The 24057-nt window shown below is 66.2% G+C and carries 26 protein-coding genes and 1 pseudogene; 11 read left to right on the top strand and 16 right to left on the bottom strand.

The features are described from left to right. Positions 1 to 3: 3 nt before the first annotated feature. The 6 genes from ACSC1Y_RS14230 to ACSC1Y_RS14205 form a co-directional block, all read right to left on the bottom strand. Positions 4 to 246 carry a hypothetical protein gene (locus ACSC1Y_RS14230; RefSeq protein WP_435335582.1) on the bottom strand — a complete coding sequence of 81 codons (243 nt, stop codon included), beginning with the start codon at positions 244 to 246 and terminating at the stop codon, positions 4 to 6. A 135-nt stretch (positions 247 to 381) separates the two neighbouring features. Continuing rightward, on the bottom strand, positions 382 to 666 hold the full coding sequence (locus ACSC1Y_RS14225) for a DUF7520 family protein (RefSeq protein WP_435335581.1): 285 nt from the start codon (positions 664 to 666) through the stop codon (positions 382 to 384). Between the two features lie 139 nt (positions 667 to 805). Then, entirely contained in the window at positions 806 to 1255 is a 450-nt protein-coding gene (locus ACSC1Y_RS14220) for a hypothetical protein (protein WP_435335580.1), read from the bottom strand. A 77-nt stretch (positions 1256 to 1332) separates the two neighbouring features. Next, complete coding sequence (locus tag ACSC1Y_RS14215) at positions 1333 to 3183, bottom strand: cbb3-type cytochrome c oxidase subunit I (protein WP_435335579.1); 1851 nt, start codon at positions 3181 to 3183, stop codon at positions 1333 to 1335. A 79-nt stretch (positions 3184 to 3262) separates the two neighbouring features. Further along, positions 3263 to 3592: a DUF6684 family protein gene (locus ACSC1Y_RS14210; protein ID WP_435335578.1), complete on the bottom strand. Its 330-nt coding sequence runs from the start codon at positions 3590 to 3592 to the stop codon at positions 3263 to 3265. Positions 3593 to 3646: 54 nt separating this feature from the next. Continuing rightward, entirely contained in the window at positions 3647 to 4072 is a 426-nt protein-coding gene (locus ACSC1Y_RS14205; RefSeq protein WP_435335577.1) for a DUF7541 family protein, read from the bottom strand. 220 nt (positions 4073 to 4292) lie between these two features. Here ACSC1Y_RS14205 and ACSC1Y_RS14200 point away from each other — a divergent pair, with 220 nt between their 5' ends. Both ACSC1Y_RS14200 and ACSC1Y_RS14195 read left to right on the top strand, forming a co-directional pair. Further along, complete coding sequence (locus ACSC1Y_RS14200) at positions 4293 to 5459, top strand: thiolase domain-containing protein (RefSeq protein WP_435335576.1); 1167 nt, start codon at positions 4293 to 4295, stop codon at positions 5457 to 5459. Further along, complete coding sequence (locus ACSC1Y_RS14195) at positions 5456 to 5842, top strand: Zn-ribbon domain-containing OB-fold protein (RefSeq protein ID WP_435335575.1); 387 nt, start codon at positions 5456 to 5458, stop codon at positions 5840 to 5842. Before ACSC1Y_RS14200 ends, ACSC1Y_RS14195 begins: the two co-directional genes overlap by 4 nt. 235 nt (positions 5843 to 6077) lie before the next feature. Here ACSC1Y_RS14195 and ACSC1Y_RS14190 read toward each other — a convergent pair. Then, positions 6078 to 7016, bottom strand: a pseudogene (locus tag ACSC1Y_RS14190) (alpha/beta fold hydrolase); the annotation flags it as partial. Positions 7017 to 7443: 427 nt separating this feature from the next. Between ACSC1Y_RS14190 and ACSC1Y_RS14185 the strand changes: the two are divergent. Continuing rightward, positions 7444 to 8109 carry a helix-turn-helix domain-containing protein gene (locus ACSC1Y_RS14185; RefSeq protein WP_435335574.1) on the top strand — a complete coding sequence of 222 codons (666 nt, stop codon included), beginning with the start codon at positions 7444 to 7446 and terminating at the stop codon, positions 8107 to 8109. Between the two features lie 50 nt (positions 8110 to 8159). Here the strand turns inward: ACSC1Y_RS14185 and meaB are convergent, their stop codons facing one another. Together meaB and ACSC1Y_RS14175 are read right to left on the bottom strand one after the other, a co-directional pair. Then, positions 8160 to 9218 carry a methylmalonyl Co-A mutase-associated GTPase MeaB gene (gene meaB / locus ACSC1Y_RS14180; protein WP_435335573.1) on the bottom strand — a complete coding sequence of 353 codons (1059 nt, stop codon included), beginning with the start codon at positions 9216 to 9218 and terminating at the stop codon, positions 8160 to 8162. Continuing rightward, positions 9215 to 9631, bottom strand: coding sequence for a cobalamin B12-binding domain-containing protein (locus tag ACSC1Y_RS14175; protein WP_435335572.1), 417 nt, complete (start codon positions 9629 to 9631; stop codon positions 9215 to 9217). The genes meaB and ACSC1Y_RS14175 overlap by 4 nt, the downstream gene beginning before the upstream one ends. Positions 9632 to 9791: 160 nt before the next feature. On the opposite strand from ACSC1Y_RS14175, the gene ACSC1Y_RS14170 reads away from it, so the two are divergent. The 6 genes from ACSC1Y_RS14170 to nucS all read left to right on the top strand — a co-directional run bounded on the left by ACSC1Y_RS14170 (position 9792) and on the right by nucS (position 16278). Continuing rightward, entirely contained in the window at positions 9792 to 10394 is a 603-nt protein-coding gene (locus ACSC1Y_RS14170) for a DUF420 domain-containing protein (protein ID WP_435335571.1), read from the top strand. Between the two features lie 108 nt (positions 10395 to 10502). Beyond that, positions 10503 to 11108, top strand: coding sequence for a TlpA family protein disulfide reductase (locus ACSC1Y_RS14165; RefSeq protein ID WP_435335570.1), 606 nt, complete (start codon positions 10503 to 10505; stop codon positions 11106 to 11108). Between the two features lie 43 nt (positions 11109 to 11151). Then, positions 11152 to 11871 carry a cytochrome c biogenesis protein CcdA gene (locus ACSC1Y_RS14160; RefSeq protein WP_435335569.1) on the top strand — a complete coding sequence of 240 codons (720 nt, stop codon included), beginning with the start codon at positions 11152 to 11154 and terminating at the stop codon, positions 11869 to 11871. A gap of 90 nt (positions 11872 to 11961) precedes the next feature. Beyond that, entirely contained in the window at positions 11962 to 12993 is a 1032-nt protein-coding gene (locus ACSC1Y_RS14155) for a S1C family serine protease (RefSeq protein ID WP_435335568.1), read from the top strand. A gap of 225 nt (positions 12994 to 13218) precedes the next feature. Next, positions 13219 to 15390 (top strand): catalase/peroxidase HPI, encoded by a 2172-nt coding sequence (gene katG / locus ACSC1Y_RS14150; RefSeq protein ID WP_435335790.1) that lies wholly within the window; start codon positions 13219 to 13221, stop codon positions 15388 to 15390. Between the two features lie 99 nt (positions 15391 to 15489). Further along, positions 15490 to 16278, top strand: coding sequence for an endonuclease NucS (gene nucS, locus ACSC1Y_RS14145; protein ID WP_435335567.1), 789 nt, complete (start codon positions 15490 to 15492; stop codon positions 16276 to 16278). Positions 16279 to 16298: 20 nt separating this feature from the next. Here nucS and ACSC1Y_RS14140 read toward each other — a convergent pair whose 3' ends face one another. From ACSC1Y_RS14140 to ACSC1Y_RS14130, 3 genes are all read right to left on the bottom strand, one after another. After that, positions 16299 to 17072, bottom strand: a complete 774-nt coding sequence (locus tag ACSC1Y_RS14140) for an ABC transporter permease (RefSeq protein ID WP_435335566.1) — start codon at positions 17070 to 17072, stop codon at positions 16299 to 16301. After that, positions 17069 to 18007 carry an ABC transporter ATP-binding protein gene (locus ACSC1Y_RS14135; RefSeq protein WP_435335565.1) on the bottom strand — a complete coding sequence of 313 codons (939 nt, stop codon included), beginning with the start codon at positions 18005 to 18007 and terminating at the stop codon, positions 17069 to 17071. Before ACSC1Y_RS14135 ends, ACSC1Y_RS14140 begins: the two co-directional genes overlap by 4 nt. Positions 18008 to 18121: 114 nt before the next feature. Next, positions 18122 to 18346, bottom strand: a complete 225-nt coding sequence (locus tag ACSC1Y_RS14130) for a DUF7550 family protein (protein WP_435335564.1) — start codon at positions 18344 to 18346, stop codon at positions 18122 to 18124. Between the two features lie 92 nt (positions 18347 to 18438). On the opposite strand from ACSC1Y_RS14130, the gene hisF reads away from it, so the two are divergent. Continuing rightward, complete coding sequence (gene hisF, locus ACSC1Y_RS14125; RefSeq protein WP_435335563.1) at positions 18439 to 19254, top strand: imidazole glycerol phosphate synthase subunit HisF; 816 nt, start codon at positions 18439 to 18441, stop codon at positions 19252 to 19254. An 89-nt stretch (positions 19255 to 19343) separates the two neighbouring features. Further along, positions 19344 to 20144 carry a hypothetical protein gene (locus ACSC1Y_RS14120; RefSeq protein ID WP_435335562.1) on the top strand — a complete coding sequence of 267 codons (801 nt, stop codon included), beginning with the start codon at positions 19344 to 19346 and terminating at the stop codon, positions 20142 to 20144. A gap of 55 nt (positions 20145 to 20199) precedes the next feature. Here the strand turns inward: ACSC1Y_RS14120 and ACSC1Y_RS14115 are convergent, their stop codons facing one another. The 4 genes from ACSC1Y_RS14115 to ACSC1Y_RS14100 all read right to left on the bottom strand — a co-directional run bounded on the left by ACSC1Y_RS14115 (position 20200) and on the right by ACSC1Y_RS14100 (position 23959). Beyond that, positions 20200 to 20484, bottom strand: coding sequence for a DNA-directed RNA polymerase subunit L (locus ACSC1Y_RS14115; RefSeq protein WP_435335561.1), 285 nt, complete (start codon positions 20482 to 20484; stop codon positions 20200 to 20202). 84 nt (positions 20485 to 20568) lie between these two features. Beyond that, entirely contained in the window at positions 20569 to 21606 is a 1038-nt protein-coding gene (gene dph2, locus ACSC1Y_RS14110; protein ID WP_435335560.1) for a diphthamide biosynthesis enzyme Dph2, read from the bottom strand. Positions 21607 to 21681: 75 nt separating this feature from the next. Continuing rightward, a complete protein-coding gene (locus ACSC1Y_RS14105; RefSeq protein WP_435335559.1) occupies positions 21682 to 22197 on the bottom strand; it encodes a DNA-binding transcriptional response regulator in 516 nt (171 codons plus the stop codon). 115 nt (positions 22198 to 22312) lie between these two features. Continuing rightward, positions 22313 to 23959 (bottom strand): Na+/H+ antiporter NhaC family protein, encoded by a 1647-nt coding sequence (locus ACSC1Y_RS14100; RefSeq protein WP_435335558.1) that lies wholly within the window; start codon positions 23957 to 23959, stop codon positions 22313 to 22315. Positions 23960 to 24057 lie beyond the last annotated feature (98 nt).

The raw sequence follows: 24057 nt of genomic DNA, 5'->3' as shown, positions 1-24057 counted from the left end.
TCGTCAGGCCTCCAGCCACTCGCCAAGACAGCGTTCGTTCTCGAAGTACCGTCTCACTCGCTCGTCCGTATCGGGAGTCTCCAGTTCGACCAGGACGTGCTTCTCGCTGAGCGTCAGGACCGTTCCGCAGTTCGAACACGGTTCCGTCCGTTCCTGCCCCGGACGCCAGTGGCTGTGCGGTGTGACGTGGACGACAGTTCCACCCTCGTTCGGTACCGCCTTCCCGACGTACTGTGACAGTGCCATACGGGTCGCCACACGCTCGACCGGGAAAAAGGATGCAATTTCTGATATATGTGGAAACGTTCCGGCGGGGAGCGTTCCCCATCGCTCGGTAGTGCTACCGAAACGATGACGAACCAGAACGGAAGCCGGCGACCCTCACCGGTCCGGCCGTTCGTCGTCGTACCGCGAGACGAACCTGACCGCGAGCAGCAGGACGCCGAGGCTCACGCCGACCATCAGCATGCCGTAGATGGCGAAGTTGAGGGGCGTGATGGCGAACTCGAAGCCCGCCATACTCGCGGTGTTCACGTCGCGGCCCGCGTCGGCCGGTAACAGGACGCCGACCGCCGCGCCGAAGATGCCCGAGAGGAGGACGACGGCGACGTAGATGGTGCCGACGATGCGCTCTCCCGCAAACCGTCCGCCGAAGCGTTGGCTCACGTCCCAGAGTCGGGACCTCGCAACGATTAGCCTTTCCTTCTCCGGTCCGAAGGGTGGGTAATGAGCGAGAAGGAACTCATCGGTCTCGTCCTCGGTGCCATCGTCACCCTCATGTTCATCACCGGGTTCGTCCTCGTCCTCAGCTAACGTTCTCAGCGTCGGACGTCCGGTCACCGGCCGAATCGACTCGCACCGTCGATTCGAGTGCGGCGATAGTCGCGAGCGCGAGCCCGCCCGCGATGGTGACGTAGACGCCGGTCGTCGCGTAGAACGGTGACTGGCCCGGCGGATACTCACCCAGTACCGACAGCCCTGCTGCGACGGTGACTCCGCCTGCACAGATCCGGGCCCCAGCGGCGCCGAGCCAGGGAACGTCGAAGCTGCGCGCCCAGAGCAGAACTGGAAACACGGGGATGAGAAGCAACGGAAGGCTCTGTCGGAGGGCAACCATCGACGACGGCGCGACCCCTGGAGCCGCCTCGGCTGCGGTGTCGATCGCGATCCACGGCAGGAATGCGCCGGCCGTGACGACACAGGATGCGACGACGTGCGCGATGGTCCAGTGATAAGGCCAGCGAGTTCGTGCCATGTCACGAACGTGTGGGTAAAGCGACAAACTCTTTCTGGAAGGTATGCGTCCGCGAAAGAACAGAGAGTTCGTCCGGATTATTCGTCGGTGTCGCGGCCGCCGTCCGTGGCGACCTCGCGCTCCTCACCGCCGTCGGCGAGTGCGGTCTCCTGCCGGTCGGCGAACCAGGTCCACTCACGCGACGGGAGTCCGTCCGCCTCGAGGTTCCACGGGTCGTGGTCGACGTGGGGGCCCTCGTAGTAGGACTGGACCATGTTGACCAGCCAGATGATGGTCGCGACGAGCAGCATGAACGCACCGACCGAGGCCAGCACGTGCATCAGCGTGATCATGTCGATGGGGCCGACCGTGATTCCCGCGTAGCCGGCGTACCGGCGCGGCATCCCGGCATAGCCCATCAGGATCATCGCGAAGAAGGTCAGGTTCGTCCCGACCATCGTCAGCCAGAAGTGGCCCTTCGCGAGGGACACCTGGTACATGCGCCCGGTGACGAGCGGGAACCAGTAGTAGATGCCCGCGAAGACCGCGAACGCGATGGCACCCATGATGACGTAGTGGAAGTGACCGACGACGTAGTAGGTGTCGTGGAGCAGGAAGTCGACGGGGACCGCGGCGAGGAAGACGCCGGTGACGCCGCCGATGATGAAGTTCGAGATGAAGCCGATACAGAACAGCATCGGCGTCGTCAGGCGAACCTTCCCGTTCCACATCGTCGTGATCCAGTTGAACGTCTTCACTGCCGAGGGAATCGCGATGGCGAGCGAGACGGCCATAAACGAGGCGCGGATGCGCGGGTCGATGCCGGAGGCGAACATGTGGTGCGCCCAGACACCGAAGCTCAGCACGCCGATGGCGAGCGTCGAGTAGACGACGAACTTGAAGCCGAACAGCTTCCGGCCCGCGAAGCGGGGCAGGACGTAGCTGACGATGCCCATCGGCGGCAGCACGAGGATGTACACCTCGGGGTGGCCGAAGAACCAGAACAGGTGCTGGAAGAGGATGGTCCCGCCACCTGCGGTCGTGAAGAACGTCGTCGCCAGGTTGCGGTCCATGAGGAGCATGACGATCGCGCTCCCCAGGAGCGGGAACGAGAACAGGATGAGCGCGGACTGCGTGAGGATGGTCCACGAGAAGATGTCGAGCTTGTCCCAGCCGACGTCCTCACTGCGCTCTGCGAAGATGGTCGCGATGAAGTTGATGGCACCCATGGTGGCCGAGACACCCGTGAGGTGCAGGCCGAGGAGCATCAGGTCCGTCCCTGGGTTGAGCGCGGAGATGGACTGCGCGACGCCTCCGGACGCAGTCTGTGTGGTCGACTGCGGCGGATACATCGTCCACGAGGTCATCGACGGCGCGATGCCGTCGACGAACGGGGCGAGGAAGAAGCCTGCCCAGATGAGCACCGCACCCGGCGGCAGCAGCCAGAACGCGATGGCGTTGATGCGCGGGAACGCCATGTCGTCTGCGCCGATGACGAGGGGGATGAGGTAGTTGGAGAAGGCCGCGAGGATGGGGGTCCCGAAGAGGAACAGCATCGTGATGCCGTGACTCGTCAGGAGGGAGTTGTACAGCAGCTGACCCTGGCCGACGCCCATCGGGCTCGCGAGCGCCGAGGTCACGTCGACTGCAGGTGTCATGAGCTCGGTGCGCATGATGACGACGGCGAGTCCGCCCCACGCGAACGCGATGACGCCGTAGATGCCGTACAGAATGCCGATGTCCTTGTGGTCGACGGTCGTGAACCACCGAATGAGACCGCCGGGTTTCTCTGCGTGTCCGTACCCGGTTTCACGGCTGACCAGACCCGAGCCACCACCCGCCAGTGGCGTGTAGGAACGCCAGTCCTCGAGACGCGTGACGAAGAAGAACACGCCGAAGAGGAACAGCGCCATGAGGCCTGTCAGCACTATCTGTCCGCTGAGGTCCATGTGAGTGGCTCGGGATTACTCCCTAAAGAAAGGTTCGTATCCGTCGTCGGTGTGTGACACAGAGACGGTGTCGGTCTCGTTACTCTGCGGTGGCGACCTGCTCGTCCTCGTCGCTCGCCTTCTCGCCCGCTGCCGGCCGTTCGGGACTGTCTGCGTGCCCCTTCGAACCGCTCTTGATCGCGTCGCCCTCGATGGCCTTCGCCGAGAAGTACGTGAGGACCGCGAGCCCGATGAACGGGATGACGATGAGCGCGATCTGGAGCAGCGAGTACGTCGACTCCCATGGCCACGGGCCGTAGACGGACGGGATGAAGAGGATGAAGAAGAACAGCATGATGCCTAGCGGGATGACGTTCACCGTGAGGTCGAGCAGGGTCTCCTTGTCGAAGACGCTCCGTTCTTGTTCCATCTTGGTCGGCAGTTGGCAGTGCCGGACAAATAGGTTGTTGGTTCGTGCCGGCGCTCAGCGAGCGGCACCGGGCTGGGTCTCGGCGTAGAACCAGCCGTAAAGCGATGCGGCGAGGGTCACGACACCCGCGAGGGCGATTGCGACGCCCCGATAGGCGATGCCGCCAGCGGTGGTTCCAGCACTGACACCGATGAGGCTCTCCCCGCCGATGGTGCCACCGTACCCGATGAACAGTCCGGCCCCGACGAGGACGAGGACAGCCGCGAAGCCGACCATCAGCCCCCACGGCTCGTCGACGTAGCCGGACTCCGAGACTATTCCCGCGACGCTCCCGCAGAACAGGAGCAGTCCGAACACCGAGACGGGGAGGACGGCGAACACGACACCGACCTCCGAGATGGCGAGGCCGACCGCGATGAGCATGGGCCAGGCGCTCGCTTTCGGTTTCGACGGCGTCTGGTCGGGCGTCTCCGATTCCATGGCCGGTGGTTCGGTGTGGAGGTATAAACAGGTCACGAAGCCGCTCGCACCGTGCCTGACGTGCCGTCTCTCCGGCGGCGGGGGGAACCTGTCCCACCTTTCACACGAAACGGTGGTGTCGTCGCCGAAGAGTCAGACGGTAATCGGGAACCGGTGGCCGACGGTAGACTCTAATCGTTAACCACGACATATTAAACGGCGCGTGAACTACTCGGAGACGATGACAGAGGTACGAATCGCAGGAGTCGGGCTGACCAAGTTCGGCGCGTCCCCGGAACGGACAGGTCGTGACCTGTTCGCGGAGGCGGGTCTCGACGCCCTCGCGGATGCGGGCGTCGACCAGGACCACGTGGAGGCCCTCTTCTACGGGAACTTCATGGGCGAACTCGCGGAGCACCAGGGTCACCAGGGGCCGCTGATGGCCGAAGCGGTCGGCGTCGACGCCCCGGCGACCCGGTACGAGGCAGCGTGTGCGTCCTCCGGGGTCGCCGTCCGGGAGGCCGTCAAGAACGTCCGGAATGGGGAGAAAGACGTCATCCTCGTCGGCGGCGCCGAGCGGATGACGAACCTCGGAACCGCCGGGGCGACCGAAGCACTCGCCATCGCCGCGGACGACCTCTGGGAGGTCAAAGCCGGGATGACGTTCCCAGGCGCGTACGCTCTGATGGCGAACGCTTACTTCTCGGAGTACGGTGGCACGCGCGAGGACCTCGCGGCCATCGCGGTCAAGAACCACCAGAACGCCCTCCCGAACGAGAAAGCACAGTACCAGCGCGAGATCACCCCCGACGACGTGCTGGGGGCCCCCATGGTCGCAGAGCCGCTCGGGCTGTACGACTCGTGTCCCATCTCCGACGGCGCGAGCGCGCTCGTCCTCGTCTCGGACGAGTTCGCGAAGGAACACGGACTCGACGCCCCAGTCGCCATCACCGGCTCCGGCCAGGGCGGCGACCTGATGGCGCTCCACGACCGTGATTACCTCGCGCGCTCGCCCGCGGCGGACGAAGCGGCCGAGGAGGCGTACGCGGACGCGGGCATCTCCGCGTCGGACGTCGACGTCGCCGAGGTGCACGACTGTTTCACCATCGCAGAGGTGCTGGCGATGGAGTCGCTCGGCCTGTTCGAGGTCGGCGAAGGAATCTCGGCCGCCCGGGAGGGGAAGACCACGCAAGACGGCGAACTCCCCGTCAACCTCTCCGGCGGCCTGAAGGCGAAGGGTCACCCGGTCGGTGCGACCGGCGCCTCGCAGATCGCAGAGCTGACCCAGCTCCTGCGCGGCGACCACCCGAACAGCTCGTTCGTCGCCGAGGCCGAGACTGGCGTCACCCACAACGCGGGTGGCACGGTCGCGAGTGCTGTCGTGCACGTTTTGGAGGTGGTCGCATGAGCGAAGACGTCGTCAACGCCGGCTACGACGACTGGCTCGACGCCGTCGAGGCTGGCGAACCGTACTACCTCGAAGGCCCCGAGGGCGACGGCTGGCTCCCGCCGCGGCGGGTCGACCCCGCGACAGGTTCGACCGACCTCGCCCGGAAGGACCTGCCGGCGACCGGTGAGGTCGAGACGTTCACCATCGTGCACGTCCCGACGCCGAACTTCTCGGAGGACGCGCCGTTCGCGACCGCCATCGCCCGCTTCGGGCCGGTCCGCGTGACCGGTATCGTCACCGGCGTCGACATCGAAGACGTAGAGGTCGGAATGAGCGTCTCGGTCGGCGTCGACGAGACGAAGACGACCGGCGACCGCGTGATCGTCTTCCGGGCACAATAACGAGTCGTCCGGGCCCGCGCGGCCGCCCGGTTCCGCGCGGTTGGTCCTGTTCAACGGGTTTTTTTGCCGCTCAGTTCTCCGCGTCGCCCGTCTCTTCGACGTCTATCTGGACGGGGTCGTCTCCAGCGTCCGACGAGCCTCGAGCGCTCTCGACGGTGACGCTGACGTCCTCCTGAGACCCGAGTTCGCGCTCGCGGCGTCGTTCCAGGCTCCGTTTCCGTTCCTCGCGGAAGGTCTCTGCTGAGATTTCGGGGAGGTCGTCCTCGATGGCTTCGACGAACTTGTCCGGGTGTTCGTCGTGCGGGAGGAGTTTGGCGTAGTCCACGACGACGAGTCTCGCGCCGGTCGCGTCGGCGAGCCTGCGGCCCTCAGAGAGCGGGTTCGTCTCTGCTTCACGCCCCCAGACCAGTGTCACGGGGACGTCGAGCTCGGCGAGGGCGGTTCCGAGGTCGAGGTCGGAGTCCAGATAGCCGGCGACGAACGATGCGGGGGCGAACCGGGCACCCGGCTGGTGGGCGGTCTGCCACTGGTAGTCCCGCTTGTTGGACGTGTAGTTCGTCACGTCGTAGTAGCCGTGGTCGGCGCTGAAGTGTACGAGCGACCTGTTCGAGGCCATGGCGTTGAACAGCGCTTCGCCGACGAGCGGTGAGCGAAGCAGGGTTCTGACTCCGGCTTTTCGTCCGCCGGGCATGGTCTGTGCCGTCGGGCAGACGAGGATGAGTCGACGGACGTCTGTCGAGCTGGCGGCGCGGGTCGCGTAGGCGCCCGAGAGCGACGACGCGATGACTGTGGGACGGTCGGTCACGTCGCGCACGAAGTCGGCGACGAAGTCGTCGTACAGTTCGGCGGTGTAGACGAGCGGGGGACGGTCGGAGGCACCGAACCCTGGCAAGTCGGGCGCGATGACGTGGTACGCCTTCGAGAGAGCCTCGAATATCTCCCGCCACTCGTGGCTGGAGCCCGCCGCGTTCACGCCGTGGAGGAACAGGAGGTCGGGTGCGTCCGGGTCACCCGCCTCCGTGTAGGAGACGTCCATCCCGCGCCATCGGTAGGTCCGCTGCTCGCCGGGCAGGGGAGCCTCGAGCTGCTCTGCGGATCGGGAGAGAAGTGCGTTCGCCGTGGCGACGGCACCGACGGTCACGCCTGCTGTAGCTATCGCACGTTTGAACTTCATACAAGCAATTCGCCGGGCTGTAACTTAATCCTGCCGACAGTTGAAGCCCGGCTCGACGGTCGTCTCGACGATAGTATGTAGAAAACGGGCGATCGGACCGACGGCCGTTGGGTCGGGGGGGTGGATACACGATCAATCCTGCGTCACACCGGCCACCTGCTCGTCTGTGACCGACGGACATTCACCGCTGGACCGGGGGTGGGTGGTGCAGCGGGGGAGATCGGGTGTTGCGGCCGTGGTCGTTGCCCCGGTCCGGGTCGCTGGAGGCCGTGTCGGCCACCGTTTCTCTTCACGGACCACGAGGCAATTCACTGTTGGTGGGAAGAGCGGATAAGTTGCGAGCGGGAATATTCCCGCCACATGAAAATGTAGGGCTGCAGATTAAGGGTTTTTAAGTAATTACGGTGCCGAGGCTCGCCAAGAATCGATGTTGCTCGTCGAACTCACACTGGACACTGGATTGCTCCGTGCGAGCTTGCGAGCGTGTCCACAGACGACCGTCCAGTGGGAGCGGTCGGATATGCTCGAAACAGACCACTTCCAGCTGCTTTTCTGGGCGAGTGGGTGTAACCTCGATACGTTCGAGCGTGCGCTCGAGCGCGACGAGAGTCTCGGCCGGCCGGAACAGGTCGCGGTCCTCGACGACCGCCGCCTGTACACGGCCACCCTCGAACCGACCGCGCGCGCTGCAGCGGTCTACACCGACCTCGTCGAACGCGGCGGGCTCGTCGACGAGATCGTCGGCACCGTCGACGGCTGGACGTATCGTCTCGCCTTCCCGGACCACGAGTCGTTCGCCGGGTTCGCCGACTACTGTCGGGACAGTGAAGTGGTGATGGACCTGCAACGGCTCTCGGGGCAGGTCGAGGGTGGGTCGGTCATCTACGGGCTGACACCACGACAGCGAGACGTGCTGCAGGCGGCGATCGAGACGGGGTATCTGGAGATTCCACGCAGGAGCTCGCTCGCCGAACTCGCGTCGAGCCTCGGCATCTCGGAGAACGCGGCCTCCGAGCGGTTCCGACGGGCGGTCAAGACGCTCACGCAGGAGACCGTGTACACCGCACCGCAAGAGGACGCGACCGCAGATTGAGTGTTGCTTCGCCGAGGCCACCTCCCGGCGGGAACGAAGCGTTCCGCGACCTAGTTCTGTTCGACGCAGTCCGCGATGGGCTGGATGACGTCGTCGGCGATGGCGTACGGGTCTGTCTCGCCGGCCATCACCTGGTCGACGAACGCGCCGATGCCGCCTCTCGAATCGAGCTCCTGTCGGACGAGGCCGGCCGCGTCGTCCCGGAGGAGCGTTCGGATCTCTTCGGCGACGCGCTGGCGGCGTTTGCGTTCCAGCTGGCCCGTACTGACCATGTGTCCGTGGTGGTCAGAGAGCGTCTGGAGCAGTTCGTCGACGCCCTGTCCGTCGGTCGCGACCGTCTCGAGGACGGGCGGCTGCCACGGTTCGACGTCCGCCTCGCCGGCGTCGGCCGAGCCCGGCATGTCGACGTCGACGTCCACGTCGCCGAACCCGTGGTGGCTCGCGTCGATACGCATCGCGCCCGAGCCCATCTGGACCATCTCCAGCAGCTCCTGGACGGTCCGGTCGGCGCCGTCCATGTCCGCCTTGTTGACGACGAAGACGTCGGCGATCTCGAGGATGCCGGCCTTGAGCATCTGGACGTTGTCGCCCGCACCGGGCGGGACGAGCACGCAGACCGTATCGGCCGTCCGGACGATGTCTATCTCGTTCTGACCCGCACCGACCGTCTCGACGATGATCTTGTCCTTGCCGAAGGCGTCCATCGCCTTCACGGCGTCCGCCGTCGCGGTCGAGAGTCCGCCGAGGTTGCCGCGGGCGCTCATCGACCGGAAGAACACGTCCATGTCGCCGACGTTCGAGGCCATGCGGATGCGGTCGCCGAGGACAGAGCCACCCGTGAACGGTGAGGACGGGTCGATGGCGACGACGCCGACGGTCTCGCCGCGCTCTCTGTAGGTGCTCGCCATCTTGTCGACGAGCGTCGACTTGCCGGCGCCGGGGCTCCCGGTGATGCCGATGACCTCCGCATCACCGGTGTGCTCGTAGAGGGCGGAGACGAGTTCCCGATAGCCGTCCTCGCGGTTCTCGATGACCGAGATGGCGCGGGCGAGCGCACGGTGCTTTCCGGCGAGGAGGTCGTCCAGCAGGTCGTCCGTCGGCGTGCTCATCGTTCCGGGGCGTTCTCGCGGACGAACTTGACGGTCTCGTCCATCGAGGTACCGGGGCCGAACACCTCTGCGACGCCGAGCTCCTTGAGGTGGGCCTTGTCGTCCTCGGGGATGACCCCGCCGACGAGGATGAGTGTGTCTTCGAACGCCTCGTACTCCTTGAGGCCGTCGACGATCTTCGGGACGAGCGTGTTGTGTGCGCCCGAGAGGATGGAGATGCCGAGGACGTCGACGTCCTCCTGGACGGCGGCCTGTACGATCTCGTCCGGCGCCTTGTGCAGGCCCGAGTAGATTACTTCGAACCCTGCGTCACGGAACGCGCGGGCGATGACGTGCGCCCCTCTGTCGTGCCCGTCGAGTCCGACCTTGGCCACGAGACAACGAATCGACCGCTGGTCCTGGTCGCTGCTCATACAATCGCTTTCCCTTGCGGCAGGTTTTACTCTAACGGAAGGCCCCCCGCCTTCGGGTGCCGATTCTACAATTTCACCTGATGTAGTGCAACGAAACTGGAATTCTGGCCGACACCCCGAAGCGAAAACGGGATACTCCCCTCGTCCCAACCCCCCGCCAATGAGCAGCACCGAGGTCAGAGCGACGGTTCGGGACAACGTCCGCGAGACGACCATCGTACTGACGGTCGTCGGCTACGCCCTCGTGCTGGGCACGTTCGCCGGACTCGTCCCCATCTACCCGACCATCGACCACGCGACCGTCAATATTCTCTCGCACGCCATCGCGGTCGTCAACACCATCGCGACCGTCTCGCTCGCACTCGGCTGGTACTGGATTCGCGCGGGCGAGGTCGCGAAACATCGAGCAGCGATGCTCACCTCGTTCACGCTCATCCTCGTCTTCCTCGCGCTCTACCTCGTGAAGGTCGGCGGCGGCGGCGAGAAGGAGATAGTGGGCGCGACGGGTATCGTCTACGTCGCGTACCTGGTGATGCTCGCCATCCACATCGTCCTCTCCGTGGTCTCGGTTCCGGTCGTCCTCTACGCGCTCGTACTCGGACTCACCCACACGCCGGCAGAGCTCCGGAACACGCCCCACAAAAAGATCGGCCGCATCGCCGCCGGCGCGTGGATCCTGTCGCTCAGCCTCGGCGTCGTGACCTACGTCATGCTGAACCACATCTACAGCTACCGGTTCATGTTCGTCGGCGTTCCGCTCTGACCCCATGGCCTCGGCGACTGGCGGGTCGGTTCCGTACCCCCGGTCGGTCGTGCGCCGAGCGCGCCCGACCGAGATGTGATTTTGTCCCGAGCCTCCCTCAGGAGAAGCATGACTGACATCTCTCGGCGCGACGCCCTCCGATTCGCGGGTCTCGGGACGCTCGGACTGGCGGGCTGTCTCGGTGGCGGTTCGAACGACGGCGGCATGGGCGGCGACGGTGGGTCTGCTGGGGACGGTGATACGGACGGTGGCGGTGGCCAGAACGGCGGCGGCGAGACGGGCGGGTCGACGAACTGGCAGCAGACCGAACTGACCAACGTCCTGACCGGCGAGACGTTCCGAATCGCCGATTTCGAGAAACCGGTCCTCGTCGAGACGTTCGCCGTCTGGTGTTCGAACTGTAAGCGACAGCAGGACGAGCTCAAGACGTTCCACGACGAGGTCGGCGACGACGTGGTGAGCGTCGCCCTCGACATCGACCCGAACGAGAGCGCCGAGAAGGTGAAGGCACACGCCGAGTCCCACGGGTACGACTGGTACTACGCGGTCTCCCCGTCCGACGTGACGAAACAGTTGACCGACGAGTTCGGCTCGACGATGGCGAGTGCGCCGTCTGTCCCGATGCTACTCCACTGCCCCGGTGGAGAGACGACCCGCCTCAAGGACGGACACAAGTCGACCGACTACCTCGTCGAGCAGACCGACGAATGCTAGACCGGCGGGTGACACCGTCGGTCAGCCGGCGGGAGGGACACCGATGTTAGACCGGTTCGTCGAGGTATTCGTGCTCGGCGTCGGGACGCCGCTGACGGCGGCGTGCGCCCTCCCGCTCTACCCCGGCTTCCTTGCGTACCTCTCCTCACAGGGGGAAGAGGGACGGCTCCCCGCCGGGGTCCTCGCCGGCCTCGTCACCCTCGGCGTCATCGCCTTCATGGCGGCCGTCGGCGTCGTCTTCTCGTTCCTGCTGCAGGAGTCGCTGACGGTCGTCGTCGAGGTCGTCTCCCCCATCGCCTTCGTCGTTTTGCTCCTCGTGAGCGTCGCGCTCCTGTTCGACCTCGACCTCGCGCACCGGCTGCCGACGGCCGAGCCGCCCCAGTCGAGCCACCCCGCGCTGACGGCGTTCGGCTACGGGTTCTTCTTCGGGGCCATCGTACTCCCGTGCAATCCCGGACTGCTGGCGCTGTTCTTCGCCCGCGCACCCGTCCTGTTCGACACTCCGCTCGCAGGGTTCCTCGGCTTCCTGGCGTTCGGTCTCGGGATGGGCACGCCGTTGCTCGCCTTCGGGCTCGTCTCGCAATCGGCCGGCCAGCGGGCGACCCGGGGCCTCGCGAAGCACAGTTCGACCATCAACCGGGTCACGGGGGCGGTGATGTTGCTGGTCGCGAGCTACTACCTGCTCGTCGTCTTCGACGTGGTCGGCGTCTCGGACGCCGTCTCGCCGTTCTTCGATGCCGTTTTCGGTCCACTGACGGGCTGAGGCTCGCCGGGGTGACGCCACCGGCACCACCGTCTCGGTTAAATACGAACGAAACTTACCAGAGGTTAGTGCGAACTGGTCGCACCCCACATGAAACGGACCGACCACACCTACACGGAGCTGTACCGCACGACGATTCCCGCGGTCGTCTCCATCTACCCGGCGACCGGGGACAACCACCACGGCGCAGGCTCGGGATTCGTCTACGACGAGTCGGGCCACGTCGTCACGAACCACCACGTCGTCGACGGCGCGACAGAGGTCGAGTGTCGCTTCTCCAACGGCGAGTGGCGAACCGCCAGCGTCGTAGGCACCGACCCGGCGACCGACCTCGCCGTCGTCCGCGTCGAGGACCTCCCGGACTACGTCACCCCGCTCCCCGTCGCCGCGGCGAATCCAGTGCCAGGGACCCCGGTCGCCGCGCTGGGCAACCCGATGGGCCTCGATGGGACCATCTCGGCGGGCATCGTCTCCGGCGTCAACCGGTCGATGCCCACGGGTGAGGGCTTCACCATCCCCGACACGGTCCAGACCGACGCGCCGATAAACCCGGGCAACTCCGGCGGCCCGCTCGTCACCCTCGACGGCGAGGTCGTCGGCGTCAACCGGGCCAGACAGGGTGACAACATCGGCTTCGCCATCTCGCCCGCGCTCGTCCACCGGGTCGTTCCTGATCTACTCGCCCACGGGAAGGCCGACCACGCGACCCTCCACGTCCGGACGATGGACGTCTCGCCCACGGTGGCCGAGGCGAACGGGCTCGACGTCCCCCGCGGCGTCCTCGTCGTCGACGTCCGCGAGGGTCCAGCCAGTGGCGTCCTCGGTGGCTGTCACACCGCGACGGTGGTGCGAGGTCGTGAGGTGCCGGTCGGTGGCGACGTCATCACCGGTATCGACGGCCACGAGCTTCACGCGCACGAGGAGCTCGTCAGGTACCTGATGACCGAAGTCCGGCCCGGTGACACGGTGGAGCTGACCATCCAGCGAGCAGCCGGCGAGACGACCGAGCGACTCGTCGTCACCGACCGCGCGAACTCTCACGGGAACGGTGATGGAGAGAGCGGCGCTGATGGCGGCGAGGACGGGACCGGCGGCGGGGGCCGGCGCATCCCGGTCGAGTGAGGGAGTTGCCGAGCGGTTGAAAGAGTCCCCCGGCCGTCCAGAGACGTCCGTCGGTGAACGAGAGGGCTGCCGGAAGGAAACGCGCTACCGGCCCGCGATGAGCCCGGAGACCACGTCTCCCGCTCTTGAGCGCCCGGAAAGAAGCGGTGCTCCTATCGCGGACATTAGTTCATAGAACCAATAGAATTTTTCGCCTGATGGCCGCCTTCGTTTCCGAGTTAGACAATCTTAACACGCGATAGGAACAAGTGCCCGATGATGAATGGGTCCAACCAGGACTGGTGGCCGAATCAGCTGAACGTGCAGATCCTCGACCAGAACGCTCGGCAGGTCGACCCGATGGACGACGAGTTCGACTACGCCGACGCGTTCGAGTCGCTCGATCTCGACGCGGTGAAGGAGGACATCGAGGCGGTGATGACGGATTCGCAGGAGTGGTGGCCGGCCGACTGGGGCCACTACGGTCCGCTCTTCATACGGATGGCGTGGCACAGCGCCGGCACGTATCGGACCAGCGACGGCCGCGGCGGTGCGGCCTCCGGACGGCAGCGCTTCGCCCCGCTCAACAGCTGGCCAGACAACGTGAACCTCGACAAGGCGCGCCGACTCCTCTGGCCGGTCAAGCAGAAGTACGGCCGCAAGCTCTCGTGGGCCGACCTGATGATACTGACGGGCAACGTCGCCCTGGAGTCGATGGGCTTCGAGACCTACGGCTTCGCCGGCGGGCGCGAGGATGCCTACGAGCCCGACGAGGCCGTCGACTGGGGGCCCGAGGACGAGTGGCTCGCAGACGAACGCCACGACGAGGACGGCGACCTCGAGGAACCCCTCGGCGCCGACCACATGGGCCTGATATACGTGAACCCCGAGGGCCCGAACGGCGAGCCGGACCCGGCCAAGGCGGCCGACTACATTCGGCAGACGTTCAGCCGGATGGCGATGAACGACGAGGAGACCGTCGCGCTCATCGCCGGCGGCCACACGTTCGGTAAGACCCACGGTGCGGCCCCGGACGACAGCCTCGGCCCGGACCCGGAGGGGGCACCCATCGAGGAGATGGGCCTCGGCTGGGACAGCGAACACGGCTCGGGCAAGGGGCCGGACACGATCACCAGCGGGCTGGAGGGTGCGTGGACCTCGTCCCCGACCATGTGGGACAGCGGCTTCCTCGAGAACCTGTTCGAGTACGAGTGGGAGCTGGAGAAGAGTCCCGCCGGCGCGTGGCAGTGGCGGCCGAAGGACGAGTCCGCCGAGGACGACGTGCCGGACGCGCACGACTCGTCGGCGTCGAACCCGCCGATGATGCTCACGACGGACCTTGCCCTGAAGGAGGACCCGGACTACCGGGAGATATCGAAGCGCTTCCACGAGAACCCGGACGAGTTCCAGCAGGCCTTCGCGAAGGCCTGGTACAAGCTGACCCACCGCGACATGGGCCCGCCGACGCGGTTCCTCGGCCCGGAGGTCCCGGACGAGGAGATGCTGTGGCAGGACCCGCTTCCGGACGCGGACTACGACCGCATCGGCGAAGACGAGGTCGCCGAGCTCGAAGCGGAGATTCTCGCGTCGGACCTCTCGGTCTCCAAGCTGGTCAAGACCGCCTGGGCGGCCGCGTCGACGTACCGCGACAGCGACAAGCGCGGCGGCGCGAACGGCGCCCGCATCCGCCTCCGCCCCCAGAAGAACTGGGAGGTCAACGAGCCGGCGGAGCTCGAGGCCGTGCTCGACACGCTGGAGGCCATCCAGGAGGACTTCAACAGCTCCCGGTCCGACGACGTGCGCGTCTCGCTCGCGGACCTCATCGTCCTGGGCGGCAACGCGGCCGTCGAGGAGGCCGCGAGCGATGCCGGCTACGACGTGGACGTGTCGTTCGAACCGGGCCGGACGGACGCCTCGCAAGAGCAGACCGACGTCGACTCGTTCGAGGCGCTCGAGCCGGACGCGGACGGGTTCCGGAACTACCTCGGTGGCGACGACGACCGGGCGGCTGAGGAGCAGCTGGTCGACAGGGCCGACCTCCTGACGCTGACGGCCCCCGAGATGACGGTGCTCGTCGGCGGCATGCGAGTGCTGGACGCGAACTACGAGAGCTCCGACCTCGGCGTCTTCACCGACGAGCCGGAGACGCTGACCAACGACTTCTTCGCGAACCTGCTCGACAACGACCTCGAGTGGGAGCCGTCCTCGGACGACGACGACGTGTACGTCGGCCGTGACCGCGACACCGGCGAGGTCGAGTGGCGGGGAACCCGCGTCGACCTCGTCTTCGGCTCGAACTCCCGCCTTCGGGCGCTCGCGGAGGTCTACGGGGCCGAGGACGCAGAGGAGAAGTTCGTTCGCGACTTCGTTGCCGCGTGGGAGAAGGTCATGACGCTCGACCGCTTCGACCTCGAGTGAGCTGACCGGCGGAGAGCTGGCAGCCGAGAGGGCCACCTGCCCCGGACGGCGACTGCGAACCGGACACCTTTTTCGTGCACAGGTGGGAACCCGAGAGCTATGACGACGGAACGACACCACGCGCCCGACGCCCAGACCGTCGAGCGCGTCGTTCGCGAAGGGCTCAGGGACGGGGCCATGATCTCGGTGATGGCCGAGTGCGAGGTCGAGTACGACGGCCGCAGTGGCGGCTACCTCGCACCCGGCGACCGGCTCGTGGTCTGCAAACCGGACGGGACGCTGCTCGTCCACCGACCCTCGGGCCACAAGCCGGTGAACTGGATGCCCGGCGGCGCGACCATCAAAGTCGAGATCGAGGACGGCGACGACGAGTCAGCACCGGACGCCGCCGGTGCACCACTCCTCTACGCGCGCCGCTCCAACCCGAACGAGTACCTGCGCGTCTTCCTCCACGAGCCGTACCTCCTCACCCGGTTCGACGCCGACGACCCCGCCGACTACCGGGAGCGCGGCACCGAGGCCGAGATGCACGAGTACATCGAGCGCAATCCCGAGGAGTCGCTCGGCGACGGAATCCGTATCGTCGAGCACGAGCGCGAGACGAAGTACGGCTTCATCGACTTCTTCGCGCGCGACGCAGAGGCCGTCCCCGTCGTCGTCGAGGTCAAGCGTCGGCAGGCCACGCTCAACAACGTCGACCAGCTGAAGCGGTACGTCGACCTCTACCGGGAGTCGAACCCCGAGGTTCGCGGCATGCTCGTCGCGCCCTCGGCCAGCGACCGGGTGAAGCGGACCCTCCGCGACGACGAGCTGGAGTTCGTCAGGCTGGCCGAGTTCGACGTGGAGAAGCGCGAAGCGAGCGAGAAGACGCTATCAGAGTTCTTCTGAGCAGTCTCCCCGCCCCGGCCTCAGTCCGTCTGGGGAATCGCCCGCGCCCCGAACCCGAAGAACGCCACCGCCAGTACCGCGAGCAACGCAAGCGACTGGATACCGTCGAGCCCGAGGACGACGGTCCCCGGCTCGGCGCCAGCCCAGATGACCTGTCGAAGCCCGTGCGAGAAGTACGTCAGGGGCGACAGTGCCACGATGGGGTGGAACCAGTCCGGGAGCATCGACGGCGGGACGAACGTCTCGGAGAGGAACAGCAGGGGGAGACCGATAGCGTTCGCGGCCGTGATGGCACCGTCCTGCGAGTCCGCGAACGAGCCGAGCATCGCACCGACCCCGCAGAAGGTGGCGACGCCGAGCAGGACGTAGACGAGGATGAGCGGGGAGTACGTTATCTGCGCGCCTGTCAGTACGACCGTCAGGACGAGCAGGACGAAGCCGGCGATGCCGATGATGACGGTGTTGACGAGGGTGTGCGCGGCGAGCCACTCGGCCCGCGTCAGCGGGGTCGTCGCCAGCTTCTCGAATCGACTGCCTTCGCGGTGTCGGGCGACCTCCGAGCCCATCCGCGACAGTGGGGTCTGGAGGACGACGACGGCGAGGTAGCCCGGAACGTAGTACGCCGGGTCCTCCGCGAACAGGCCACCACCAGCGGGGTTCGTCTGGACCAGCGCCCCGAAGATGCCGACCAGCAGCACGGGGAAGAAGAACGTGAAGAAGACGGCGACCCGCCGCCGCAGGAACGAGTGCCACGCGGCGACGGCCTCCGAGCGGATGCGTCTCGCTGCGGTCATCGTTCGACCTCCCCAGCGGCGACCGCTCTGTTCGCGCTCTCGACCTCGAACCGTTCACCCGTCAACTCGAGATAGACGTCCTCCAGCGAGGGCTCGGCCCACGCGACCGAGGTGTACTCGACGCCCAGTTCGTCGAGCGCGTCGACGACGTGACCGATGTCCTGCGGGGACACGTCCGAGAAGACGACCTCGTCGCCGGAGACGGTCGCCTCAAAGTCCACCGCCTCCGCGGCTCGTCCTGGCCGGTCCAGGACCGTGACCGTCAGCCGGTCCTCGCCGACGTACCGCTCGACCAGCTCGTGGGGCGTCCCGACCGCGACGAGTTCCCCCTCTGCCAGCAGCCCCACCCGGTCGGCGAGCCGCTCCGCCTCGGCCATGTCGTGCGTCGTGAGGAACACGGTCGTCCCCCCCGACGCCAGTCCCTCGATGCGCTCCCAGATGGTCCGCCGGCCGGCCGGGTCGATGCCCGTGGTCGGTTCGTCGAGGAACAGCACGTCCGGGTCGTTGACGAGAGTCGCGCCGAGACAGATGCGCCGCTGCTGGCCGCCCGAACAGTTCTCGTACCATGTCTCCGCCTTCTCCGAGACGCCGACCTCGGAGAGTATCTCGTCGACGTCCCGGGCTTCGTCGTAGAGGCCGGCGTAGTAGGCGACGACCTCGCGCGCGGAGAGTCGCTCCGGCGGCGAGAACTTCTGGGGAAGCACGCCGAGTCGGTCCTTCGACACGTCCGCGGTCGACGAACCGAGCAGTCGTGCCGCTCCCGAATCGGGCGCGACCGTTCCGGTCAGCGAACGGACCAGCGTCGTCTTCCCGGCCCCGTTCGGGCCGATGAGCGCGAACACCTCGCCCTCGGCGACCGAGAGCGAGACGCCCGAGAGCGCGGTCGTGTCGCCGTAGGTCTTCTCGATGCCGTCGGCGACGATGGCGTCGGTCATTGCCGGCGCTTGGGCCGGGATGGAATACAAAGGTTCGCTTCGTCGGCGGCCGGGGCTACCGAAGCACCGCTCACGATGAGGCACATCGAGCGCGAAGAGAGAAGCTGGACGTCTTCAGATCAGCAGCAGCGGAACCGCGATGGTCAGCACGATGCCGACGAGCGCCACGATGAAACCGGTCGAGACCTGGCTCATCGAGAACTCCTGCATCGGCGAGGTGACGCGACCTTCCGTCTCGCCCTCGTGGTGCTCGTGGTCGCCGTGTCCGTGGTCGTCATGGCCGTGGTCCGAGTGGTCGGAGGCGTTCTGGTCCACCGCGTGTTCGGCGTCGTCGCTCATACGTTCCAGTTCCGACAGGGCGTACCTGAAAGTATCGAATCTGTCCCCGGTCGAAACCGTGAAAGCCGCCACGCACGAATCACGGGTAACGAATGCCCCTCACGAAGCGAATCATCCCCTGTATCGACGTAGACCTGGACGAGGACGGCAACGCGGCGGTGTACACGGGGGTCAACTTCGAGGACCTGGCGTACACGGGTGACCCGGTGGAGATGGCGCGGGCGTACAACGAATCGGGTGCAGACGAGTTCGTCTTCCTCGACATCACGGCCTCCTCGGACGGCCGCGAGACCATGCTCGACACCGTCTCGGCGGTCGCCGACGAGGTGTTCATCCCGCTGACCGTCGGCGGCGGCATCCGGACGACCGAGGACATCAAGGAGACGCTCCGGGCGGGCGCGGACAAGGTGTCCATCAACTCCGGCGCGCTGGCGAACCCCGACCTCGTGAAGGAGGGCGCACGCGCCTTCGGCAGCCAGTGCATCGTCATCTCGGTCGACTCCCGACGCCGGTACGACGAGCAGGGCGAGTACTACGCCGAGGTCGACGGCGAGTCCTGCTGGTTCGAGTGTACGGTGAAAGGCGGCAGCGAGGGGACCGGGCGCGACGTGGTCGAATGGGCCGAGGAGGCCGAGTCGCGCGGTGCTGGCGAGCTGTTCGTCAACTCCATCGACGCCGACGGCACCAAGGACGGCTACGACATCCCGCTGACGAAGGCGGTCTGCGACGCCGTGGACACGCCGGTCATCGCCTCGTCGGGCTGTGGCGGCCCGGAGGACATGTACGAGGTATTCACGGAAGCGGGCGCCGACGCCGGTCTCGCGGCTTCTATCTTCCACTTCGACGAGTACACGATTCGCGACGTGAAGGAGTACCTCGACGAGCGCGGCGTGCCGGTCCGGCTCTGACCGCCCGTCTTCCGCATCTCTCCTGCCGGGTACTGGACCATCGCTAACAGCCAGCAGCTATTTGCACTACCGCTGATATTGTCGGATGAATGACGTGGAGATGCGACCACTGTGCGGAAACGTCGCGGGCACCTCCCTGCGACGACTGTGGTGGTGACGCTGGAGCCTACGAGCGGTTCGTCTGGCGATGTCGAGACTGTGAGACCCAGCACAACCGGAACAATCCACCCTGCACGCGCTGTGGCGGGATGACGCTCGACCAGCAGACGCCGGACTACTCGCATCTCGACGCGGAACTCGCTGGTTCGAGCTACCTCGATCACGCGAAGCCAGCACTCCTGCCACTCGCGATCCTCGCAATCCTCGGTGCCCTCCTGTTCAGCGGTGTAGTCTCCGTCCCGACCCCGCTGATGGATGCCCTCGACGGGCCGACAGTCTCCGACGCGCCGGGGCACGCCGACGAAGCGAACGGGCTGGACCTGGAAGCGGTCGAAGCCGCGGTTCACCAGCGCGTCGCCGACCACCGTGAATCCGAGGGACTCGCCGAACTCGGCACCTCGTCCGACCTCGACCGGGCAGCCGAGTTCGAGAACCAGAAGCGGGTGGTCGACACCTACGAGGGCGGTTCGGTCTCCGGTTCCGTCGAGGACTTCTCGCTCGGCTGTAACTCACCGGCATCGCTCATCATCTCTGGTTCGAGGTCGCCCGATGGACTGGCGACCACCGTCGACGAGTTCGAGTCGGAGGACCAGCTCGCGACCTCCATCTACGCCGCACTCGTGTTCGACGCGGGCACACGCGGGGCCATCGAATCGGCCGATCAGAGCTACGCCGTCGACGTCCACGTCGGACCGGACGGGAGCATCTGGGTCGTCCACGCGGTCTGCTGACGGTGGACAGGCGTCGCTCGATGGACGCGAATCGGCAGCTGCAAGAACGAGACGTTCAGGCCGCGTTCGCGAAGGCGTCGCGGAAGGCCGAGGTCTTCTCCTGGACACGCTCTGCGGCGGCGGCGAGCGCGTCGATGGGGTCGGTTCCCTCCTCGGTCTTGACGGTGAGGATGGGCTCTGTCTGGCCACCGGACTGCTCCGGGTTCATGTCGTAGGTCGCGGCGCTGACGCCCTCCGTCTCCAGGAGCGCGCCCTTGAGGACGTTCATGAACGTGTGGTCCTCGCCTGCGATCTCGACGTGGAGTTCCTGGTCGAGGTTCTCCGTGACGGTGAGTTCCATGTGTTCTCGTGGTCGGTGGCGGTGTTTACAGGTTTCGGAACTGGTCGTGGAGCGATACGGTGGACGACAATGCGGTCAGTCCGCTCACCACGTCCCGTGGAACGTGTCGAACGCGAGGTCCTCGAGCGGCTCCTCGCCGATGGCAATCTTGTACTCCTGCGGCGTGAGCATCGGCTTGTGGAACTGCGGACCGTCGTCGGTCGTGATGCGCGGACAGCCCGTGTTGACGAAGGCGTCCATGTTGAAGTTGCGCAGCCGGTCCGGCGTGACCTCGTCCATCGTGATGAGGTAGGCGTTCTCGTTGTTGTCGACGATCTCCTCGGCTATCTCCCAGCGGCCCTGGCCGATCTTCGTACAGAAGATGACGCCGAACTTCTCGGCGTCCATGGCGCGGTGGACGGCGCCGTAGCGCTGTTTCATGAACTTCTCCGTGTCTGCCACGGTGACGACGTTGTTGACGGGGTCGGCGATGACGACCGTCTTGTCGGGGTGCTCCATCGCGAGGCCGAGCGGGTGGAACTTGCCGCCGCCGACGTAGAGGATCTGGTCGGCGTCGATGTCCGCGGAGGCGTAGTTGCAGCCGAGGACCTGGCCCTCGTGGGTGAGGCGGTCGTCGCCCTTGCGGGTGTGGACGTCGAAGCCCTCCTCGGTGAGCCACTCCTTCATCTCCTCGAAGCGGTTCATGTGCTGGGCGGTGGTGACCAGACCGACGTCACCCGTCTCCAGCTCCTCCTCGACGGCCCGCTCCATGATGGGGCGGACCTCGACGTTGGAGAACAGCGGGACGTAGATGATCTTGTCCGACTCCTTCATCGGAGAGTGGCCGAAGTGGACGAAGACGTCGGTGCGCCGCATCAGGAAGGTGTCGAGGTCGCAGGCGCCGTAACACGGCTGGCCCGAGATGAGGACGGTGACCTCGTCGGGCAGCAGTTCGCGCAGGTCGTCGGCGACCCGCGGGCCGCGTCGCTTGAGCCCTTCGGGGAACTGTAAGCCGACCTTGGTGGCGTCGCGCTCGTCGACGGCCTCCACGATGCGTTCAAGTTCGTAATCCCACTCGCGATCGTGCTTGAGGGACATGCCCGTGTTGCGGAGGTCGCCCTCGGAGTACGACTCGTTGCTCATTGGACCGGATTAACCAGAGCGGACGGTTAACTTCCTCGGTTCACAGACGGCGGTATGTGGGGCAGTGACGCCCGTTCACGAGGGACCGATTGCGCGGAACATCGCCTCGAAATCACCCGCCTCGAACTCGCGCTGGAGCGACCGCGTCTCGGACTGTAGTTCGGCCGTTCGCGACCCGGGCTCGGCGGTCGTCCCGGTCGCGCGACGCGCCGCCGCGAGCAGGGCGTCCAGTCGGTCGACGTAGGTCGCCCGGGAGACCAGCCGGTCGACCACTCGGGCCAGGTCCTCGGGGGCGACCGGCGACTCGAGGACGGCGTCGCAGTCGAGCCCTGGGCTGCCAGCCGAGCCGACGGAGACGACCGCGCCGGCTCGACCCTGTCTGTCGAGTGCCCGCACCATGGTCGCGTGGCTCGTCCCACCGAGCGGTCCATCGACCAGCACGACGGCGGCTCGTTTCGCCATCGCGAGCGCCTCGTCGCGGACGCCGGTCCCGACCACGCGATGATCTGCCCCGTCCAGCCAGTCGACGTACCGGCGGCGCGTCAGCTCGTCCGCGGCGACGACGAGGACGGTCGGCTGGCGCTCGGTCATACCGGAGAGTACGGGCACCCTCACTATCAATGGCGATTACCGTTCAGGCACCGTTCATCCTGTTCAACCGCCAGCAGGAAGAGAGAAGAATCGCCTGGATGCAACCGACGGCCAGTCAGTCGCCGAAGACGCGGGCGACGTCGATGCCGACGTTGCGGTCCAGCTGCTCCGAGAGGACGTACGCGACGGACACCACGACGAGTGCGCCGAGCACCACGGTGGCGACGCCGCCGAGGCCCGTCATCCCTGCGAGCAGGAACGAGACGATGGCGACGCCAGCCGCGAGGAACGCGTACGGCACCTGCGTGTTGACGTGGTCGACGTGGTCGCTCGCGGCGAACATACTCGACATGACGGTCGTGTCGCTGATGGGCGAACAGTGGTCACCGAACAGCGAGCCGGTGAGGATTGCGCCGATGGCGGGTGCCAGCGGCGTGCCGAGGTTGAACGCCAGCGGGACGGCGACCGGGAACAGGATGCTCATCGTCCCCCACGAGGTCCCGATGGAGAAGCTGATGAGCGCGGCGCTGAAGAACACCACGGCGGGGAGGATACCCGGCGTGATGACGCCCTCTGCGACGCTGACGACGTACGGGCCGACCCCGAGTGCCGAACTGACGGCACCCATCGACCACGCGAGCGAGAGGATGGCGATGGGGAACATGACCATCTTGAACCCCTCGAAGATGGAGTCGCTCACGTCCTCGAGCGCGATGCGGGCGTGGACGACGAGGATGTAGAGGATGGTCGCACAGCCGGCCATCGACGACCAGAGAAGCGACTTCGCGGTTCCTGCGTTCGAGAGGGCTTCGGTCGGGCCGGTCCCAGTCAGCAGGGGATCGATGATTGGCGCGAGTGTCAACCCGGTTACAGCGCTCCACAGTGCTGCAGGAATCGAGGTCCCATTCATGATTCCACCCGTGTAGAACAGACTGAACACGGTCGTGGCCACGACGGCCAGAATGGGCGCGACGAAGTACCACCATTTCGCATCCACATGGTCGGGCGTCTCGATATCGCCCGCCTGTGTCTCCATCATCGGGTTTGCGTCGTCGCGGACGAGCTTGCCCTCGTTCCGGGCGCGCTCTTCGGCCCGCTTCATCGGGCCGATGTTCCAGTCACCGAGGACGACGGCGAAGACGAGGATGAGCGCGAAGATACTGTAGAAGCGGTACGGGATGGACTCGAGGAAGACGACGAACGGTGACTGCTCGACGCCGAGCTTCTGGAACTGGTCTCGGATGAGTCCGAGCTCGAAGCCGAGCCACGTCGAGATGACCGAGATACTCGCCATCGGTGCCGTGGTCGAGTCCAGGATGTACGCCAGCTTCTCGCGGCTGATGTTGTAGCGGTCCGTGACGGGGCGCATCACGGAGCCGGTGATCATCGTGCTGGCGTAGGAGTCGAAGAAGATGACCAGCCCGAGTCCGGCGGTCCCGATCTGGGCCTGTCTTCTCGTCTTGATGGCGCTGACGATGCGGTCGGCCAGCGCCCGCATCCCGCCCGAGAGGAATATCATCCCGAGCATCGCGCCGATGAGGAACGTGAACAACAGCATCGTCGCGTTGAAGGTCGCCGTGACGTTCTCGACGACGAACTGGAGCGAACGGGCCGCGCCGGCGAGCGGGTTCCAGCCGACGAGGATGGTCGCACCCATCCAGACGCCCGCGAACAGCGACAGGAGCGCCTGTCGCGTCAGGAGCGTCAGCAGGATGGCGAGCAATGCGGGGACCAGACTGATGAGGCCGAACGTCTCGGCCATCGTTATCGTGTCTCCTCCGTGGTCTGTTCACCACAGCGAGGTCTCTCCGTGTCCGGTTCGAGCATGGGATGTACCGCCTGTAGGTTTCTCGTTTCTCG

Origin of the sequence: Haloarchaeobius lipolyticus, assembly GCF_051208015.1 — an archaeon.
Taxonomy (GTDB): Archaea; Halobacteriota; Halobacteria; order Halobacteriales; family Natrialbaceae; genus Haloarchaeobius.
The sequence above is the reverse complement of the archived record's forward strand: the minus strand, read 5'-3'. Positions and strand labels throughout refer to the sequence as shown.

What these genes read in the sequence shown, in the direction of transcription:
- ACSC1Y_RS14115 (WP_435335561.1), bottom strand. Translation starts at nt 20,484, where the DNA reads ATGGAACTCACCGTCACGGAGAACCTCGACCAGGAACTCCACGTCGAG.
- ACSC1Y_RS14230 (WP_435335582.1), bottom strand. Translation starts at nt 246, where the DNA reads ATGGCACTGTCACAGTACGTCGGGAAGGCGGTACCGAACGAGGGTGGA.
- ACSC1Y_RS14200 (WP_435335576.1), top strand. Translation starts at nt 4,293, where the DNA reads ATGACAGAGGTACGAATCGCAGGAGTCGGGCTGACCAAGTTCGGCGCG.
- ACSC1Y_RS14160 (WP_435335569.1), top strand. Translation starts at nt 11,152, where the DNA reads ATGTTAGACCGGTTCGTCGAGGTATTCGTGCTCGGCGTCGGGACGCCG.
- ACSC1Y_RS14215 (WP_435335579.1), bottom strand. Translation starts at nt 3,183, where the DNA reads ATGGACCTCAGCGGACAGATAGTGCTGACAGGCCTCATGGCGCTGTTC.
- hisF (WP_435335563.1), top strand. Translation starts at nt 18,439, where the DNA reads ATGCCCCTCACGAAGCGAATCATCCCCTGTATCGACGTAGACCTGGAC.
- ACSC1Y_RS14140 (WP_435335566.1), bottom strand. Translation starts at nt 17,072, where the DNA reads ATGACCGCAGCGAGACGCATCCGCTCGGAGGCCGTCGCCGCGTGGCAC.
- nucS (WP_435335567.1), top strand. Translation starts at nt 15,490, where the DNA reads ATGACGACGGAACGACACCACGCGCCCGACGCCCAGACCGTCGAGCGC.
- ACSC1Y_RS14165 (WP_435335570.1), top strand. Translation starts at nt 10,503, where the DNA reads ATGACTGACATCTCTCGGCGCGACGCCCTCCGATTCGCGGGTCTCGGG.
- ACSC1Y_RS14220 (WP_435335580.1), bottom strand. Translation starts at nt 1,255, where the DNA reads ATGGCACGAACTCGCTGGCCTTATCACTGGACCATCGCGCACGTCGTC.
- ACSC1Y_RS14175 (WP_435335572.1), bottom strand. Translation starts at nt 9,631, where the DNA reads ATGAGCAGCGACCAGGACCAGCGGTCGATTCGTTGTCTCGTGGCCAAG.
- ACSC1Y_RS14135 (WP_435335565.1), bottom strand. Translation starts at nt 18,007, where the DNA reads ATGACCGACGCCATCGTCGCCGACGGCATCGAGAAGACCTACGGCGAC.
- ACSC1Y_RS14195 (WP_435335575.1), top strand. Translation starts at nt 5,456, where the DNA reads ATGAGCGAAGACGTCGTCAACGCCGGCTACGACGACTGGCTCGACGCC.
- ACSC1Y_RS14130 (WP_435335564.1), bottom strand. Translation starts at nt 18,346, where the DNA reads ATGAGCGACGACGCCGAACACGCGGTGGACCAGAACGCCTCCGACCAC.
- ACSC1Y_RS14155 (WP_435335568.1), top strand. Translation starts at nt 11,962, where the DNA reads ATGAAACGGACCGACCACACCTACACGGAGCTGTACCGCACGACGATT.
- ACSC1Y_RS14210 (WP_435335578.1), bottom strand. Translation starts at nt 3,592, where the DNA reads ATGGAACAAGAACGGAGCGTCTTCGACAAGGAGACCCTGCTCGACCTC.
- ACSC1Y_RS14185 (WP_435335574.1), top strand. Translation starts at nt 7,444, where the DNA reads ATGTTGCTCGTCGAACTCACACTGGACACTGGATTGCTCCGTGCGAGC.
- ACSC1Y_RS14105 (WP_435335559.1), bottom strand. Translation starts at nt 22,197, where the DNA reads ATGACCGAGCGCCAGCCGACCGTCCTCGTCGTCGCCGCGGACGAGCTG.
- ACSC1Y_RS14170 (WP_435335571.1), top strand. Translation starts at nt 9,792, where the DNA reads ATGAGCAGCACCGAGGTCAGAGCGACGGTTCGGGACAACGTCCGCGAG.
- dph2 (WP_435335560.1), bottom strand. Translation starts at nt 21,606, where the DNA reads ATGAGCAACGAGTCGTACTCCGAGGGCGACCTCCGCAACACGGGCATG.
- ACSC1Y_RS14120 (WP_435335562.1), top strand. Translation starts at nt 19,344, where the DNA reads ATGACGTGGAGATGCGACCACTGTGCGGAAACGTCGCGGGCACCTCCC.
- ACSC1Y_RS14205 (WP_435335577.1), bottom strand. Translation starts at nt 4,072, where the DNA reads ATGGAATCGGAGACGCCCGACCAGACGCCGTCGAAACCGAAAGCGAGC.
- ACSC1Y_RS14100 (WP_435335558.1), bottom strand. Translation starts at nt 23,959, where the DNA reads ATGGCCGAGACGTTCGGCCTCATCAGTCTGGTCCCCGCATTGCTCGCC.
- meaB (WP_435335573.1), bottom strand. Translation starts at nt 9,218, where the DNA reads ATGAGCACGCCGACGGACGACCTGCTGGACGACCTCCTCGCCGGAAAG.